Source organism: Mycolicibacterium tusciae, from assembly GCF_002086795.1.
Taxonomy (GTDB): Bacteria; Actinomycetota; Actinomycetes; order Mycobacteriales; family Mycobacteriaceae; genus Mycobacterium; species Mycobacterium tusciae.
Genome location: NZ_MVIM01000002.1, coordinates 98,693 through 114,925, shown reverse-complemented (window position 1 = coordinate 114,925; position 16,233 = coordinate 98,693). Strand labels below are relative to the sequence as shown.

The following is a 16,233-nucleotide window of genomic DNA, read 5'->3' as shown; positions in this document are numbered from 1 at the left end:
GTGGGTCCGAACCGTCGAGAGGATGTTCATGCCCGGTTCGTCAGTGCACGACAGTGGCCACTCCGACGCAGGGGCACCCCCTGTGCGGCGCGACATCCTTCCCATCCCGGATGTAACGCATGTCGGCTTGACGACGTACGACGCGAAAGATCCGGACACCAGCTACCCGCCGATCAAGGATGTGCGTCCACCCGCGACGGCTCCCAACGTGGTCGTGATCCTGATCGACGACGTCGGATTCGGCGCGAGCAGCGCGTTCGGCGGCCCCTGCCAGACACCCAATTTCGAAAAGTTGGCAGCGGGTGGGTTGAAATACAACCGATTCCACACCACGGCGTTGTGTTCACCCACGCGTCAGGCCTTGCTCACCGGCCGCAACCATCATTCGGTGGGTATGGGAAACATCACTGAAACTGCCACTGCAGCACCGGGTTACACCTCGGTACTCCCGAATACCAAGGCGCCGCTGGCGTTGACCTTGAAACTCAACGGCTATTCGACAGCGCAGTTCGGCAAGTGCCACGAGGTCCCCGTGTGGCAGACCAGCCCCGCGGGCCCGTTCACCGCGTGGCCGACGGGCGGCGGCGGATTCGAGTATTTCTACGGCTTCATCGGCGGCGAGAACAATCAGTGGGATCCTGCGCTGTACGAGGGCACCACCCCAGTCGAGCCACCGAAAACCCCGGCGGAGGGCTACCACCTCACTGAGGATTTGGCTGACAAGGCGATCACCTGGGTCCGGCAGCAGAAGGCGCTCTTGCCCGACAAGCCCTTCTTCATGTATTTCGCGCCGGGTGCCACCCACGCGCCGCACCACGTCCCGAAGGAGTGGATCGAGAAGTACAAGGGCAAGTTCGCTCACGGCTGGGATAGGCAGCGCGAGATCACATTCGAACGCCAGAAGGAACTCGGTGTCATTCCGCCAGACGCCGTCCTAACGCCGCGCGACGCGGAGATCCCGGCCTGGGCGGACATGGACCCGGCGCTGCGGCCGGCGCTCGAGCGCCAGATGGAGGTGTACGCCGCCTTCATGGAGCACACCGACCACCACGTCGGCCGACTGCTCGATGTGTTGGAGCCACTGATGGACGACACTCTCGTCTACCTCATCGTCGGCGACAATGGCGCCTCGGCGGAGGGCACGCTGCAGGGTGCATTCAACGAGATGGCGAACTTCAACGGGATGGCTGACATCGAGACGCCCGAATTCCTGATGTCGAAGATCGATGAGTTCGGCGGTGAGGGCTCTTATGGCCACTACGCGGTGGGCTGGGCATGGGCCATGGACTCGCCCTATCAGTGGACAAAACAGGTGGCGTCGCACTGGGGCGGCACCCGGAACGGCACGATTGTGCACTGGCCCAAGGGAATAAAGGAAAAGGGGGGTCACCGCAACCAGTTCAGCCACGTCATCGATTTCGCACCCACTGTTCTGGAGGCGGCAGGCATCCCGGCACCGATGATGGTCAACGGCGTGATGCAGAGCCCCTACGAGGGGACAAGCATGCTGTACAGCTTCAACGACGCCGATGCGCCCGAGCGGCACGAGACGCAATACTTCGAGATGTTCTGCAACCGCGGTATCTATCACAAGGGATGGAGCGCGGTCACCAAGCACCGCACACCATGGGCGATGGGCGGCGCGGTGATGCCTGCCTTCGACGACGATGTCTGGGAACTCTACGACGGAAACAGCGACTGGACCCAAGCCAACGATCTGTCCAAAGAGAACCCAGCGAAACTGCACGAGCTGCAGCGGCTCTGGCTGATCGAGGCGGTCAAGTACAACGTTCTTCCCCTCGACGACCGGCAGATCGAGCGCATCAACCCCACGACCGCCGGTCGGCCGTCATTGATCAAGGGCAACAGCCAGTTGCTGTTCGCGGGCATGGGGCGGCTATCGGAGAACAGCGTCGTCGACATCAAGAACAAATCGTTCGCGGTCACCTCCGAGGTGGACGTGCCCGCCGACGGTGCGGAAGGCGTGATCATCGCCCAGGGCGGTCGGTTCGGGGGCTGGAGTCTCTACGCCAAGGGCGGTCGGGCCAAGTTCCACTACAACGTGCTCGGTATCAAATCCTTCGACATCGAGGCGACGGAAGCCGTGCCGACCGGAACCACCCAGGTACGCATGGAGTTCGAGTACGACGGCGGCGGGATGGGTAAGGGCGGCAATGTGACGCTCTTCTACGACGGCAAGAGGGTGGGTAGCGGCCGCGTTGACCAGACGCAGGGCTTCATCTTCTCGGCCGACGAGACGACCGACGTCGGCTACGAATCGGGCACCACCGTCAGCCCCGACTACACCGCCCACACCAGCAGGTTCAGCGGCAAGATCGACTGGGTGCGGATCGACCTCGGCGAAGATGCCAAGGACGCCGACCATTACGTCGACCCCGATGAACGCTTCCGGATTGCGATGGCGCGGCAATAGCCGTCACCCGCTCGGCAATCGGTCCAATCGCGACCTTGTGGCCGGCGGTTGTGATTGTGTTATTGCCGTCGGTAGCCGTCTCACGTGAGGGCTCCCAACGCCTCTACGACGGGAGCGAAATGGTGATATCGGGACGCGCTGCACGGCGTGGCGCGGTTGCAGTGATCGGTAGCGGGGCGGTGGCCGGCGCAATGCTGTTCGGGGGCTCCGCAGTGGCATTTGCTCAACCCACGCCCGCCCCGCCGCCTCCGGCGCCTGCGGCCCCGCCGCCTGGGTGCACGGCAGCCGACCTGGCGCAGGCGTCGGGCACAGTCGGAACGGCGACGGGGCAGTACTTGTTCACCCACCCGGACGTCAACAACTTCTTCACCAGTCTGCGTGGGCTGCCGAACGAGGAACTCCGCGGCAGGGTGCAGACCTATATGGACGCCAATCCTCAGGTTGAAGCCGAGCTCAACGCCATCCGTCAGCCGGTGACGGATCTGAGGAATCGCTGCGACGCGCCAGCCCCTCTGGATAGGTGACGTGCCAATCGAGCCCCTTAAGGAGATAACCGACATGACCCGATGGACAAGGCCCTGGGCTATCGCGGCGGCGAGCGTCTTCGCTCTCGCAGCTGTCCCCGGCGCGATCGTCACTGTTCACGCCCCGGGAATCGCAAACGCCGACGTGTGCGTGAGTGCGGGCCGACGGGTATCTGTGAGTGGCTGCGCAAATATCGCCGACGCCGTCGCGCCTTACGTTCCGCCGCCGGCGTACTACGCGCCGATGCCGTACGACCCGCCGCCGCCTCCGAACGTCACCGGGTGTGTCGGTTACAACGGCCGGTTTGTCAACGCCTCCGGATGCAACTAGGCCGCGGGCGTCAGCCCAGCCGCTCGCATGCCGCGGGCAGCACGATCGGCACGACGAACTCTTCGAGCATCGCCCGCTCGTCGTCCTCATCATGCCCGGGGAACAGCATCAGCGACGTCATGACGCGCACCAGCCAGCGTGACCGGTGTGCGACCAGTTCGGGGTTGTCGGGTCCGAGCGAGATGACGAACGCCTCAGTCAACGCCTTGATGACCTCAGATTCCTCAGCCATCTCCGCGCCGATCGGTCGCTGCGTCGTCGCGAACCACGATGCCAGCGCCGGACTTTCGCGAACATTGCGCAGTGAGGCGATCATGCCTTCGATCAGACGCTCACGGGGATCGACCAGCGCGGTGATCTGGTCGGTCATCTCGCGATAGAGCCGGTAGGCCTCGCGGTGCACGTACGCGGTGTAGAGCGCCTCACGGTTCTCGAAGTACCGGTACAGCGTCGCGCGCGAACACCCTGCGGCGGAAGCGATTTCGTGCATGCCGACGGTCGCGGCCTCTTTTGCGGCGAACAGTTCACCCGCCGCGTCGAGGATCCGGTCGGCGGCGACCTCGGTGCGCCGCGCCGCCAGCCAGTCGCCGGCCATCAGCGGATGACCGTGAACGGAACCGACAGCGGGCGGCGCACGTAACTGCCTCCGGCCCAGACGATCCCGTCCTCGTCGACCTCGAAGTCGGGGATCCGCGCCAGGAGCTCGGTCAGCGCTACGCGGGACTGCATCCGGGCGGCGGCGGCACCGAGGCAGTGGTGCGCGCCGTGGCTGAACGTGAGGATGTTGCGTGGTTTACGCGTCACGTCGAGTTCACCCGCATCGTCGCCGTACTGGCGTTCGTCGCGGTTGGCCGATCCGTAGAGGAGCATCACGCGCCGCCCCTCGGGAATGGTGGTATCTGCGACCGTGACGTCGCGGGTCACCGTCCGGCCGAGCATCTGGACCGGCGAGGTGAGACGCAGGAACTCATCGATCGCGTCGGGGATCAGATCGGCGTTGTCGGCCAGCAGCTTTCGCTGGTCGGGTCGCTGGTGCAGCAGTTGCACGGAGCCGCCGAGCATGCCGGTCGTGGTGTCGTTTCCGCCGGTGACCATGGTGAAGGTGAACGCGAGAATCGACAGCACACCGGCGATGTCGCCGTCCGCGCCGACGCCCGCCGCCACGAGGTGCGAGACCGTATCGTCCTCGGGTTCGACGCGACGCTTTTCGATCAGCGCGGTGAAGTAGGCCATCATCTCGCCGAGCGCGTCACCGAGATTTCCGAGCGCTCCGCCGATGCCACCCTCGGCGGTATTGGCCGCGACGATCGCGTCAGTCCAGCCGTCGAACTTGTCGCGGTCGCCTTCCGGCACGCCGAGATAGTGCGCGACGACCATCGACGGCAGCGGCTTGAACAGTTCGGCGACGATGTCGCCGCCACCGTTGGCACGGAGGCGCTCGACCCGCTCTCTCACGTACTCGCGCACCTTGGGCTCGACGGCCTCGACCTGACGGGGTGTGAAGCCACGCGACACCAGCCTGCGGAACTCGGTGTGCACCGGCGGGTCTTGCATGACCATCGGCGGGTTGTCGGCCAGGCCGATGAGATCGAGTTCCCCGTAGTTGACCGTCAAACCCTGGGCTGAGGAGTAGGTCTCGTGGTCGCGCGCCGCCGCGAAGATGTCGGCATGCCGCGACATGACGTAGTAGTCGTGGTCAGGCCTGTCGTCGGGCACGACGTGGTGGACGGGGTCGTGGTCACGCAGCGCCCGGTACATACCCCACGGGTTGGCCCAGGTGCTGGCGGAGGCTAGCTGAAAACCGACCGGTGAGCTCTGAGACAGAGTTGCCGTCATGTCTCATTGGTACGACAGCGCACCCCGAGTGTCAATAGGTAGAAGCAGACTGCCCGATTTGTCGCAGATAACGCACAGCGATCAGATCGCGGCTCCGGGGTTCAGGATGTTGTCGGGGTCGAGCGCCGCCTTGATGCGCCGATTGAGCTCCATCGCATCCGGGCCGATCTGTCCCTCGAGCCAGGGGCGCTTCAACCGGCCCACGCCGTGCTCGCCGGTGATCGTGCCGCCGAGGCCGACGGCCAGATCCATGATCTCGCCGAACGCTTGGTGGGCGCGTTCGGTCATCGCGGCGTCCGCGGGGTCGTAGACGATCAGCGGGTGGGTGTTGCCGTCGCCGGCGTGCGCGATCACCGAGATCAACAGGTCGTGATTCGCGGCGATCTTCGCCACGCCGCCGACCAGCTCTGCCAGCGCGGGCAACGGAACGCCGACGTCCTCGAGCAGCAGCGAGCCCTTCATCTCCACGGCGGGTATACAGAATCTTCGGGCCGCGACGAACGCCTCACCCTCATCGGGATCCGCGGTCGTGAACACTTCTTTCGCCCCGTATTTGGTGAACACCTCGGCCATGAACTCGGCATCCTCGACGCCGGTGGCGCCACGGTCGTCCGTCGCCGCGACCATCATCGCGGCGGCCGTCCGGTCCAGCCCCATCCGCAGCTTGTCTTCGACGGCGTTGATCGACACCGAATCCATGAACTCCAGCATCGACGGCCGCATCTTGCCGGTGATGGTGACGACGGATTGCGCTGCGGCCTCGACGGAATCGAACGTGGCGACGACAGTGCTGGCCACCCGCTGCGGCGGGAGCAGGCGAAGTGTCACCTCCGTGATGACGCCGAGCGTGCCCTCGCTGCCGACGAACAGTTTGGTCAGCGAGAGCCCGGCGACATCTTTCAGGCGCGGACCGCCGAGTCGCACCGCGGTGCCGTCGGCCAAGACCACCTGCAGCCCGAGGACGTAGTCCGTGGTGACGCCGTATTTCACACAACACAGCCCGCCTGCGTTGGTGGCGATATTGCCGCCGATGGAACAGATTTCGAACGACGACGGATCCGGCGGATACCACAGCCCGTGCTCGGCGACCGCGGCCTTGACCTCGGCGTTGAGCAGGCCGGGCTGCGCGACGGCCGTGCGGGTCACCGGGTCGACGGTGATGTCGCGCATCTTCTCGGTGGTCAGCACGATCGCGTCGTTCAACGCGGTTGCGCCGCCGGACAAACCGGTGCCCATACCGCGGGGCACGACGGCCACCCGATTGGCGGTGGCCCACCGCAGCGTCGCCTGCACGTCTTCGGTGCACCGCGGCCGCACCACGGCCAGTGGTGTTCCCGCATTCGGGTCGAAGGCGCGGTCCTGGCGGTAGGACGCCAAGATGTCGGGATCTATGACGACGGCACCTTCGGGGAGCTCGGCAATCAGGCCGGCCAGCGCATCCGCACTCATGAGTCGATGCTACGAGCAGCGTCGAACGTCATGACGGCACCATCCACGACAACACCGGAGTGGCCTGCAGCCCCGACAGGATGCACATCAGGAGCAGGAAGCCCAGGCTCCACAGCACGACCCTGCGGAAGATGTCGCCTTCCTTGCCGTCGAGACCGACGGCCGCGGCCGCAATCGCAAGGTTCTGCGGTGAGATCATCTTGCCGAGCACGCCGCCCGAGCTGTTCGAGGCCGCCATCAGAACGTCCGAGAGCCCGGCCTGATTGGCTGCGGTCACCTGTAGCGCGCCGAACAGTGAGTTCGCCGATGTGTCCGACCCTGTCACGGCGACGCCGAGCCATCCCAGGATGGGTGAGATCACCGCAAACAATCCACCCGTCGCGGCCATCCACGTGCCGAGAGTGATCGTCTGACCGGACAGGTTCATCACAAACGCCAACGCCAGCACCGCCATCACCGTGACGATCGCCCACCGGAGTTGGTGCAGTGTCGCGCCGTACGCTTTCAGCGCGCGCGGCGCGGACAGCTTCAATGCGACCATCGTGAGGATGCCCGCAACGAGCATCTGAGTGCCCGGCGTGGTGAGCAGGTTCAGGCTGAACTTGGTGAGTGACAACGGGTCGCCGTCCGGGTCGACGACATCGAGTCCCGGCCAATTGAACGCGAACGTGGCTTTGTCGAGCAGGCTCTTCACCGCGGAGATCTGGCATACGACGAAAACCGCGATGATGATGACGTACGGCGCATACGCCCGAACGACGTCGGACCGCGAATCGTGCCGGGCGTCGGCGTTCTCGACCCGCTGGGCGAAGTCCGCGGACGGTTCGTCGGCCGCACCGCCCGCGACGGGGGTGGGCTGTTCGGTGTAGGCGTGCCGCGGCCGCCAGACCCGTACCAGCGCGACCACCGCGGCTGCGGACAGCAGCGATGCGACCACATCGGCCAGCGGCACCGACAAGAAGTTCGACGTGGCGTACTGCGCGACGGCGAACACGAATCCGCAGACCACCGCCGCCAACCACGTCTCCCGGATGCCGCGCCAGCCGTCGACGATGGCGACCAGCGCCAGCGGAACGAATAGCGCCAGAATCGGCGTCTGCCGACCAACCATCGCGCCGAGCGTGTCGACCGGTATCTCGGTGACCTTGCCCAGCGTGATGATCGGAGTCGCCATGGCACCGAACGCGACGGGCGCGGTGTTGGCCACCAACGCGATCACGGCGGCCTTCAGCGGTTTGAAGCCGAGCGCCATCAACATCACCGAGGTGACCGCCACCGGGGTGCCGAAACCGGCCAACGCCTCGATCAGCGCGCCGAACGAAAAGGCGATGATGATGGCCTGAATCCGCTGGTCGTCACTCACCTGACTGAACGAGCGGCGCAAGACGTCGAAATGCCCCGTCTCGACGGTCATTTGGTACACCCAGATGGCATTGATGACGATCCACAGGATCGGAAAGAACCCGAACGCGGCACCCTCGGTGCCAGCCAGCAAGGTCTGTCCGATCGGCATGCCGTACACCACGACGGCGATCACGATGCTCACCGCCAGCGATATCAGCGACGCCACCCAGGCCGTGACCTTCAAAGCGCCCAGCATCACGAACAGCAGCAGCAGCGGCAGCGCGGCGACTACCGCACTCCAGGCGAGTGAGTTGGCGACTGGATCAAGAACTTGCTGGTACATGGCTCCCTCGATTGTGGCGCGCGTCACATCGTGATCCGGTTACCCGGCGCCCGCTTGATGCCAAACGCCGTCGCGAGAATCCCTGTCATTCACACCGACGAGCACGTCGGGCGCGTTATAGTCGCGCCGTGATCAGCGGGGATCCGCTGGCGGGACGCGACAGCGAGCTTTCGGCGATTCGTCGCGCACTCAGCGGGGGAAGCAAGAATTCAGGCGTCGTGATCGTGGGCGCTGCGGGGGTCGGAAAGACCCGGCTCGCACGCGAAGTCCTTTCGCGCGCCGAGACGGCGGGGGAGCGCACCAACTGGATCGTCGGTACCGAGTCGGCGCGGGCACTCCCGCTGGGTGCGTTCACGGCACTGATCGGCGATGCGATCGCCGACCCCATGCCCAATGTGCGCAATGTGATCAATTCTTTTGTCGCGCAACAGCGTCAGGGTCGCGTCCTGATCGGCGTCGATGATGCGCACCTGCTCGACGGACTGTCCGCGCATGTCGTTCATCAACTCGCCAACACCCATAACGCCCGGCTCGTGGTGACGCTGCGGGCGGGCACGAAACCACCCGATGCCATCACCGCGCTGTGGAAGGACGGCCTGCTCGCACGTCTGGATCTCGAGCCGCTGACCGTCGACGCCACACGCGCGATGATCGAGACCGCTCTCGGTGGCGTGGTGGACGCCCGCAGCGCGCGCCGTTTCTGGAAGCTCACCGGCGGAAACGCGCTGTTCCTGCACCAACTCGTCAAGGACCAGGTCACCGCGGGCCGGATGCGGCTGATGGCCGGCGTCTGGATGTGGGACGGCGACGTCGCGGTGTCGCAGAGCATCAGCGACATGGTCGGTAGGCAACTGCACGAGCTCACACCAGAGATGGCCATGGTCGTCGACCTCCTGTCACAGTGCGAACCACTGGCCGTCGATGTGTTGTGCGATCTGGTGGGACGCGGCGATCTCGAGGATGCCGAGCGGATGCGCCTGATCACCATTGAAAGATCCGGCGATCAACTCATGGCCCGTCTCGCCCACCCGCTGTACGGCGAACTCCGCCGGGCCGCCGCCGGTGAGATGTACCTGTCGAAAATCCGCGGACGGCTGGCGCAGCGACTCGCAAAGGACGCGGACGCGGATTCACAGGCGACGGTGCGCAGGGCCTTGCTTGCCCTCGAATCCGATCTTCCACCGGATCCGCAGCTGTGCCTGCGGGCCGCGCAGTATGCGATGACTCTGCTGGATCTCGATCTGGCCGACCGCTTCGCGACCTCGGCGGCGTCGGCCGGGGCACCGGACGCCCTCGGGGTGAGAGCGATGAATCTGCTTCTTCTCGGTCGCGGCCCCCAGGCCGAGAACGTGTTGCGTGAGATCGACGAAGGCGGCGCGGCCGGGGCGGATCAATGGGTGACGCTGCGAGCCGCCAACATGATCTGGATGCTCGGCCGGTGCACCGATGCCGCGGCGCTGCTGCAGGATTTGGCCCGCGACTCCGAATCGCCCGCCGACGCGGCGGCGCGGACGGCGGTGGAAGCATGCGTTGACGCGGTGTCCGCCCGATGCGGGGCGGCTGCGGAAAAGGCCACAGCGGCACTGGATTCCGGCTTACTATCGGATTTCCACGCGATGATGGCGTCGGTGGCGCTCACCATGGCACTGGGTGCGTTGGGCCGCGGGGACGACCTCACCACGGTCGCGCAGGACGCGCTCGACCGTGCCATCACGTCGTTCCAGGCATCCCACATGCGGTTCTGGTTCGGCAGTGTCTATGCCAGGGCCTGCAGGCTGACCGGGCGGACCGACGAATGCGTGGCGATGGTCGAACGCCTTGCCGACTCGGCTCGCGAGGTGCCCGGCCTTGCCTATGCCAACCTGGCGTCGCTGATGGGCGTCGCCGAGTTGATGCGCGGCGATGTCAGGACCGCGGTGAAGCTACTGCACGAGGCGCTCGCCGGCGTCGAAAGGCACGGCGTCACAACTGGTTTGCGGCCAGCTACGTGTTTCCTGCTCGCCGAGGCGCATGCGAAGCTCGGCGAGGCGGAAGCGGCCAAGGACGCGATCGTCGAGGCGCAGTCCAGTGTCCCACCCGACTTTCTTTTCATGCAGACCGCGCTGAGTATCGCCACGGGCTGGTCGCTGGCCGCGAACGGTTGTGTCAACGAGGCGGTCGCCGCGGTGAAATCGGCTGCAATTCAGGCGCGGGAACGCGAACAGCCGACGCACGAGCTGGCCTGCCTGCAGGCGGCGGCACAGTGGGGCGACGTCACCGGCGCGCTACGGGCCCGCGAGCTCGCGAACGAACTGGACCTGCCGCTGGCCAAAGCCGTTGCCCTGCATTCGGAATCGTTGGCCGTCGACGACGGCGAGGGACTTCTGCGGGCGTCGAGCGATTACCAGGCGATCGGTGACCGCGCGACCGCTGCCGACGTCGCCGCTCAGGCGGCTGTGGCGTTCACCGCCGATCAACAGCGTAAGCGCGGTCTGTGGGCCGCCGCGTTGGCCAAGGAACTCAGCGACGCGTGCGGTTCGCTGTGCACCCCGGCGCTGCGCAGCCCGGCAAGTCAGCCGTTGACGGGACGGCAGCGCGAAATCGTCGAACTGATCGTGGCGGGGCTGTCCAATCGCCAGATCGCTGACCGGCTGGTGATGTCCGTCCGGAGTGTCGAGGGCCACGTGTACCGCGCGTGTCAGCGGGTCGGGGCCAGTTCTCGGGAGGAACTGACGAGGATCGCACGGGCGGGACCGGCCGCAGCGCGCTAGTGCGGGCGATCCAGCTCCCGCAGCGCGGGCAGGAACACCGCGACGACGCCGAGCGCCAGCATGGGTAGCGACAGCGCGAGAAACGTCGTGTGTAGGCCCGCAGCGTCGGTGAGCGGTCCCGCGACGATCAGACCGAGTGGGCCCGCGGCGTAGGCCAGTGACCCCATCACCCCGACCACCCGGCCGCGGAGATGCTTCGGCGCACGGGTCTGCATCACGTAGTTGTAGATCGGCGCGATCGGCCCGTAGACCAACCCGACGACGGCAGTCAGCCCGAGGATGAGCGGCAGGGGCGGGAGGAACGCGATCACCGTCATCGCCGCGCCGAGGGTGATCACCGCGGTCAGGATCGTGGTGCGGCGGCTCATGTACTTCGACAGGACCGCATATCCCAGCGCGCCGACCAGGCCACCGATCCCCATGGCCATCAACACCCACCCCAGCTGCGCGGGTTCGTTGCGGTCGGTGAAGTACTTGGGGAAGAGCACGCTCTCCATCGGCAGGTAAAGACCGTTGGCCGCCAAGCTGATGAACGCCAATGTGCGCAGGACCCTGTTGTGCCACACGAACCGGAGCCCCTCGACGACGCCGGCCCAGACGCTCTCCGATAGCGCTTCCGTGTCGGGTTTGCCGGTGCCCTCCAGCCGCAGAATACCGATCGCGATGATCGACAACGCGAACGCCGTCGCCGTGACCCACATGGTGTTGACACCGCCGAGCGTGGCTATCAGCAGGCCGCCGATACCGGGTCCGACGATGTAGGCCAGATTGAAGATCGCCTCGTAGACGCTGTTGGCACGGTCCAGGGTCCAGCCCGCCCGCCCCGCCGCCTCCGGCAGCATCGTCTCGCGGGCGGTCATGCCCGCCGGGTCGAAGAAGCCACCGAGTCCGGCGAGCACGGCCAGCACCGCGACGTTGATGACCTCGACCCCGAACGTCAACGCCAGCACGGGCACCGCGGCCACCGATATCGCGGACAACGCATCGGAGATCATCGCCACGCGTCGGCGCCCGAGATAGTCCACCGCGGCGCCGGCGATCAGGGCCGCCGCGAGCAGCGGCAGGGTTCCGGCCATCGCGACCACCGATGCCTCGACAGCAGAGCCGTTGCGCTGCAACACAAGCCATGGGAATGCCACGATCGAGATGCCGTTGCCGGCGCCGGCCATCAGCGCGGAGAACAGGATCAGAAAGAGCGGGCCGCGCTTGTTCGTCGTCATGTTGATCTCGACGAAGATAACAGCGGCGAGGGCCGCTCGACATACCATTTCGCGGCGCATGCACAGTGGTCATGTGGATTTGAAGCTGCCCCATCCGCGTACCGGCGCGCTGTTCGCCTCGCCGGTACCACCCGGTGCCGGTTGGCCGGGAGACGTCGCCTCTCCCGTGACCCCGGTCGCGACCAAGTCGGCGCAGGTGGTCCGGCTGGCGGCCGCGGCGATGTCGATGGAGCAACTCGACGCCGAGATATCCGTCTGCCGTGCCTGTCCGCGTCTGGTGCAGTGGCGCGAAGAGGTCGCCGTAGGCAAGCGCAAGTCCTACGCCGACCAACCGTATTGGGGGCGGCCCATACCCGGGTGGGGGTCACCGCGGCCGAGGATGATGATCGTCGGACTGGCGCCCGCGGCGCATGGCGGCAATCGCACCGGCAGGGTCTTCACCGGAGACCGATCCGGAGACTTCCTCTTCGCCGGACTGCACCGCGCGGGACTGGCCAATCAGGCACTGTGCGTCGATGCCGCTGATGGGTTGGCGCTCAACGACACTCGGATCGCTGCCGCGGTCCGATGCGCACCGCCGGCCAATGCGCCGACACCGGAGGAGCGGATCACATGTGCGCCATGGCTGGACGCCGAGTGGCGCCTGACGCGTGCATCGGTTCGGGTGATCATTGCGCTCGGCGCGTTCGGGTGGCGGGCCGCGCTGGAGATGGTTCGCAACGGTGGCGGAACCATCGAATCACCGGCACCGCGCTTCGGCCACGGCGTGACCGCCGACCTCGGTGAGGTCACGCTCATCGGCTGCTTCCACCCGAGTCAGCAGAACACATTCACCGGGCGGCTCACTGCGCAGATGATCGACGACGTGTTCGAGCGGGCGAAGGCTCTAGCATCTCTCGAATAGCGTGCCCGACCGGGAACGTGCGAGCACAACGCAGCGTTGAACCTCAGATGCAGCTTTCCGTCCTAGACCTCGTTCCGGTACGTACCGACCAGTCCACTTCAGACGCGCTGGCCGCCTCGACCCACCTGGCGCAGACGGCCGACCGGCTTGGTTACACCCGATACTGGGTCGCCGAGCACCACAACATGCCGTCTGTCGCGGCGACCAGCCCGCCGGTTGTCATCGCTCATCTGGCCGCGCACACGACGCGGCTGCGCCTCGGCTCCGGAGGGGTCATGCTGCCCAACCATGCGCCGCTGGCCGTGGCCGAGCAATTCGCGTTGCTCGAGGCCGCGCATCCGGGACGGATCGACCTCGGCATCGGCCGAGCCCCGGGCTCCGACCCCGTGACGTCGCTCGCGCTGCGCGGCGCCGCCGGTCGCGACGATCGCGATATCGAAGCGTTCCCCGAGTATCTCGACGACGTCGTGGCGCTGATGGGCGCCAACGGCGTGCGGGTACCGATTCCGAACCAGCGCTACGTCCTCAAGGCGACTCCGGCCGCGGTGACGGTACCCAAGCTGTGGTTGTTGGGCTCGTCGATGTACTCAGCGCACCTGGCCGCCGCCAAGGGGTTGCCGTACGTGTTCGCGCACCACTTTTCGGGCCAGGGTACGGCCGAGGCGCTGGCCGTGTACCGGTCGGAGTTCCGGCCGAGCGATCTTGCGCCCGAACCGCTGACCTTCCTCACCGTCAACGCGGTCGTCGCCGAGACCCGTGACGAGGCCGTGGCGCTGGCGCTGCCGAACCTGCAGATGATGGCGCGGCTGCGGACGGGTCAACCGCTGGGCGCGCTGGACCTCGTCGAGGATGCTCAATCTGCGGTGGTCAGCCCGCAGCAGCAACTCATCGCCGACGCCGCGCTGCGACGCTCGGTGATCGGATCGCCGACCGAGGCGGCCGAGCAGATGCGTGCGCTCGCCGATGAGTTCGGCGTCGACGAGGTCATGGTCAACCCCGCCGCATCTGCGCGCCGCGGGACTGACCCTGCGACCGCGCCCGCACGGGACAGGACACTGGAATTGCTGGCGAAAGAGCTTTTCTAGTCAGGACTTCGGCGTCAAAGCGACGACACTGATGGGTCGCGTCGTCTTCTTCTGATAGGCGGTATACCGGCCGCTGTTGTTCTCGTCGGCGATGCGGAACAGGCGGGAGTAGTCGGCGTCATCCGGTCCGACGATGCGCGCGGTGACCGGGAACCGTTTGGGCCCCACATTGATCTCGACGTCCGGGTTCGCCTTCAAGTTGTGGTACCACGCCGGATAGCGTCTGGCGCCCGCATTGGATGCGACGATCAGATAGTCCTCCCCGTCCTTGGCATAGGTCAGCGAGTTCGTTCTTGCCGCACCGGTTTTCGCTCCGATCGAGCGGAGCAACAAGTTCGGGGGAGCGAAGGGCAGGCGGTGGCCCACCCAGCCGTTGGTCCCTTGATAGATCTTGTCGTGGATGCTCAGTACCTTCAGCATCGCCCGCTGCACACGTGACGTCATGGGTCAATCCTGCTCAGCAGGGTCTAGTTTCGCCAGCGCCTCCCGCAGGAGGCGTCCGGATTCCTCCCGGTCCGGGTCCCGTCGCATAAGCATGCCTTTCGCGAAGGACAGCTTGTCGCCGCTCTGGCGCGGCAACACGTGCAGATGGATGTGGAACACGCTCTGAAAAGCGGCCTTGCCGTCATTGATGACCACGTTGTTGCCGTCGGCGTGCAGACCGGATTGTCGCGCGGCCCGCGCGATCCGCTGCCCGATGGTCACCATGGCGGCGAGGGTTTCCGGAGGTGTATCGGTCAGGTCGACGGTGTGCTGCTTCGGGATGACCAGGGTATGGCCCCGGGTGAATGGCCGAATGTCCAGTATTGCCAGGTAGTCGGCGTTCTCAAAGATCTTGATGGCCGGAGATTCGCCGGCGACGACGGCGCAGAACACACAGGACATTCCGCCACGGTAGCGAAACCAAAGCGGCGCCCACCTGTCGGTGGGCGCCGCATCGGTCACACCTCGTCAGCCATTGCTATTGCTGCTGTTGTTGCCGTTGTTGCTCGACGAGTTGTTCGAGGAGTTGTTGTTGGACTGGTTGCCGCCGGCGTTGCCGTTGGCGCTGCTGCGCGCACTGCCACCGGTCGCGGTGCCGCCATTGGCGGTACCGCTACGGGCACCGCCCGTGCTGGTGGCATTACCGCCGCGGGTGATGTTCTGGCTGCTGCTGGCCGAGCCGCCCTCACCGTCCCCGGCGTCTTGATCCACGTCAGCGTCGCCACCGGTGGCGTCACCCCCGGCCGCGGCGGAGTTCGCGGTGCTGGTGCCGCCGGTGGCAGCGGTCGCGCCCCCAACCGTTTGGGCACCGGTCCCGTCTCCGCCGGTGCCCGGCCCGTCGAGCGCGCCGGTCCCGGCTCCGCCGACACCCGTTTGAGCGGCGGTGGTCACCGGGACCGCCACACCACCGGTCGACACCGGCACGCCCGCGGCGACACCCCAGCCGCCGAGTGCCAGACCGCCCAGCGCCGCGCCGAGATTCGAGCCACCGGCGCCGATGCCACCGAGCGCGGGGTTGAGGCCGAGCGCAGAACCCGCCGTCACGACGTCCACGTCGGCGGCCGTGCTCGTCCCGGCCCCACCGACCGCAGCGCCGCCGGTTGTCGGTGCGGCGTTGGTCGCGTTGCCGCCGGCGATGACGGGGCTGAGAACCGGGACGTTCAACTGGCCGTTGGCGATGTTGCCGTTGGCTGCTCCGAACTGATTCGTGATGCCGTTGCCGTTCGACCCGATCTGGTTGTTGTTGCGGCTCAACACTTCGTTGAACCAGCCGCAGCCGAAGCCTGAATCGACGCAGTTGTCCGCCTGTGCGCTGGCTGCGCCCGCGAGGGCACCCAGTCCGAGGGCGCTGCCTGCGATCGCGCCGATCGACACTGTGCGACTCAACCTGCCTGGTTCTCGAGTCTTGTTGTCTTTGATCATTCCGCTTGAGCTCCTTTGCTTTTGCTCTATGCCGATATTTATGGCGCCGGAGGCAGTGCGTTATCTCCCACACTGCTGCCCGATGTCACTTCATCCACACCTCCCTGG

General features: G+C 66.3%; 14 protein-coding genes. 6 read left to right on the top strand and 8 right to left on the bottom strand.

Annotated elements, in window-relative coordinates; all coding sequences use genetic code 11:
* Positions 1-28 precede the first annotated feature (28 nt).
* From BST47_RS03645 to BST47_RS03635, 3 genes are all read left to right on the top strand, one after another.
* Positions 29-2,434 carry an arylsulfatase gene (locus BST47_RS03645; RefSeq protein ID WP_083124256.1) on the top strand — a complete coding sequence of 802 codons (2,406 nt, stop codon included), beginning with the start codon at positions 29-31 and terminating at the stop codon, positions 2,432-2,434.
* 119 nt (positions 2,435-2,553) lie between these two features.
* Positions 2,554-2,958, top strand: coding sequence for a heme-binding protein (locus BST47_RS03640; protein WP_083124255.1), 405 nt, complete (start codon positions 2,554-2,556; stop codon positions 2,956-2,958).
* Positions 2,959-2,992: 34 nt separating this feature from the next.
* Positions 2,993-3,289, top strand: a complete 297-nt coding sequence (locus BST47_RS03635) for a hypothetical protein (protein ID WP_083123861.1) — start codon at positions 2,993-2,995, stop codon at positions 3,287-3,289.
* A 10-nt stretch (positions 3,290-3,299) separates the two neighbouring features.
* Here BST47_RS03635 and BST47_RS03630 read toward each other — a convergent pair whose 3' ends face one another.
* From BST47_RS03630 to BST47_RS03615, 4 genes are all read right to left on the bottom strand, one after another.
* Entirely contained in the window at positions 3,300-3,884 is a 585-nt protein-coding gene (locus BST47_RS03630) for a TetR/AcrR family transcriptional regulator (RefSeq protein WP_083123860.1), read from the bottom strand.
* A complete protein-coding gene (locus BST47_RS03625; protein ID WP_083123859.1) occupies positions 3,884-5,125 on the bottom strand; it encodes a cytochrome P450 in 1,242 nt (413 codons plus the stop codon). The genes BST47_RS03630 and BST47_RS03625 overlap by 1 nt, the downstream gene beginning before the upstream one ends.
* A gap of 81 nt (positions 5,126-5,206) precedes the next feature.
* The gene (locus BST47_RS03620) at positions 5,207-6,574 is read right to left on the bottom strand and encodes an FAD-binding oxidoreductase (RefSeq protein ID WP_083123858.1); all 1,368 of its coding nucleotides are present in this window, start codon (positions 6,572-6,574) and stop codon (positions 5,207-5,209) included.
* A 28-nt stretch (positions 6,575-6,602) separates the two neighbouring features.
* Positions 6,603-8,261 carry an L-lactate permease gene (locus tag BST47_RS03615; protein WP_083123857.1) on the bottom strand — a complete coding sequence of 553 codons (1,659 nt, stop codon included), beginning with the start codon at positions 8,259-8,261 and terminating at the stop codon, positions 6,603-6,605.
* A 128-nt stretch (positions 8,262-8,389) separates the two neighbouring features.
* Here BST47_RS03615 and BST47_RS03610 point away from each other — a divergent pair, with 128 nt between their 5' ends.
* A complete protein-coding gene (locus BST47_RS03610; protein ID WP_083123856.1) occupies positions 8,390-11,011 on the top strand; it encodes a LuxR C-terminal-related transcriptional regulator in 2,622 nt (873 codons plus the stop codon).
* On the opposite strand, the gene tap is transcribed toward BST47_RS03610, so the two are convergent.
* Positions 11,008-12,231, bottom strand: a complete 1,224-nt coding sequence (gene tap / locus BST47_RS03605; RefSeq protein WP_083124254.1) for a multidrug efflux MFS transporter Tap — start codon at positions 12,229-12,231, stop codon at positions 11,008-11,010. The genes BST47_RS03610 and tap overlap by 4 nt on opposite strands.
* A 58-nt stretch (positions 12,232-12,289) precedes the next feature.
* Here tap and BST47_RS03600 point away from each other — a divergent pair, with 58 nt between their 5' ends.
* Positions 12,290-13,135 carry a uracil-DNA glycosylase gene (locus BST47_RS03600; RefSeq protein ID WP_207568520.1) on the top strand — a complete coding sequence of 282 codons (846 nt, stop codon included), beginning with the start codon at positions 12,290-12,292 and terminating at the stop codon, positions 13,133-13,135.
* A 47-nt stretch (positions 13,136-13,182) separates the two neighbouring features.
* Positions 13,183-14,220 (top strand): LLM class flavin-dependent oxidoreductase, encoded by a 1,038-nt coding sequence (locus BST47_RS03595; RefSeq protein ID WP_083123855.1) that lies wholly within the window; start codon positions 13,183-13,185, stop codon positions 14,218-14,220.
* Here BST47_RS03595 and BST47_RS03590 read toward each other — a convergent pair whose 3' ends face one another.
* The 3 genes from BST47_RS03590 to BST47_RS03580 form a co-directional block, all read right to left on the bottom strand.
* Positions 14,221-14,664 (bottom strand): nitroreductase family deazaflavin-dependent oxidoreductase, encoded by a 444-nt coding sequence (locus tag BST47_RS03590; protein WP_083123854.1) that lies wholly within the window; start codon positions 14,662-14,664, stop codon positions 14,221-14,223.
* A 3-nt stretch (positions 14,665-14,667) separates the two neighbouring features.
* Entirely contained in the window at positions 14,668-15,105 is a 438-nt protein-coding gene (locus BST47_RS03585) for an HIT family protein (RefSeq protein WP_083124252.1), read from the bottom strand.
* Between the two features lie 66 nt (positions 15,106-15,171).
* Positions 15,172-16,089 (bottom strand): hypothetical protein, encoded by a 918-nt coding sequence (locus BST47_RS03580; protein ID WP_133056200.1) that lies wholly within the window; start codon positions 16,087-16,089, stop codon positions 15,172-15,174.
* Between the last annotated feature and the right edge of the window lie 144 nt (positions 16,090-16,233).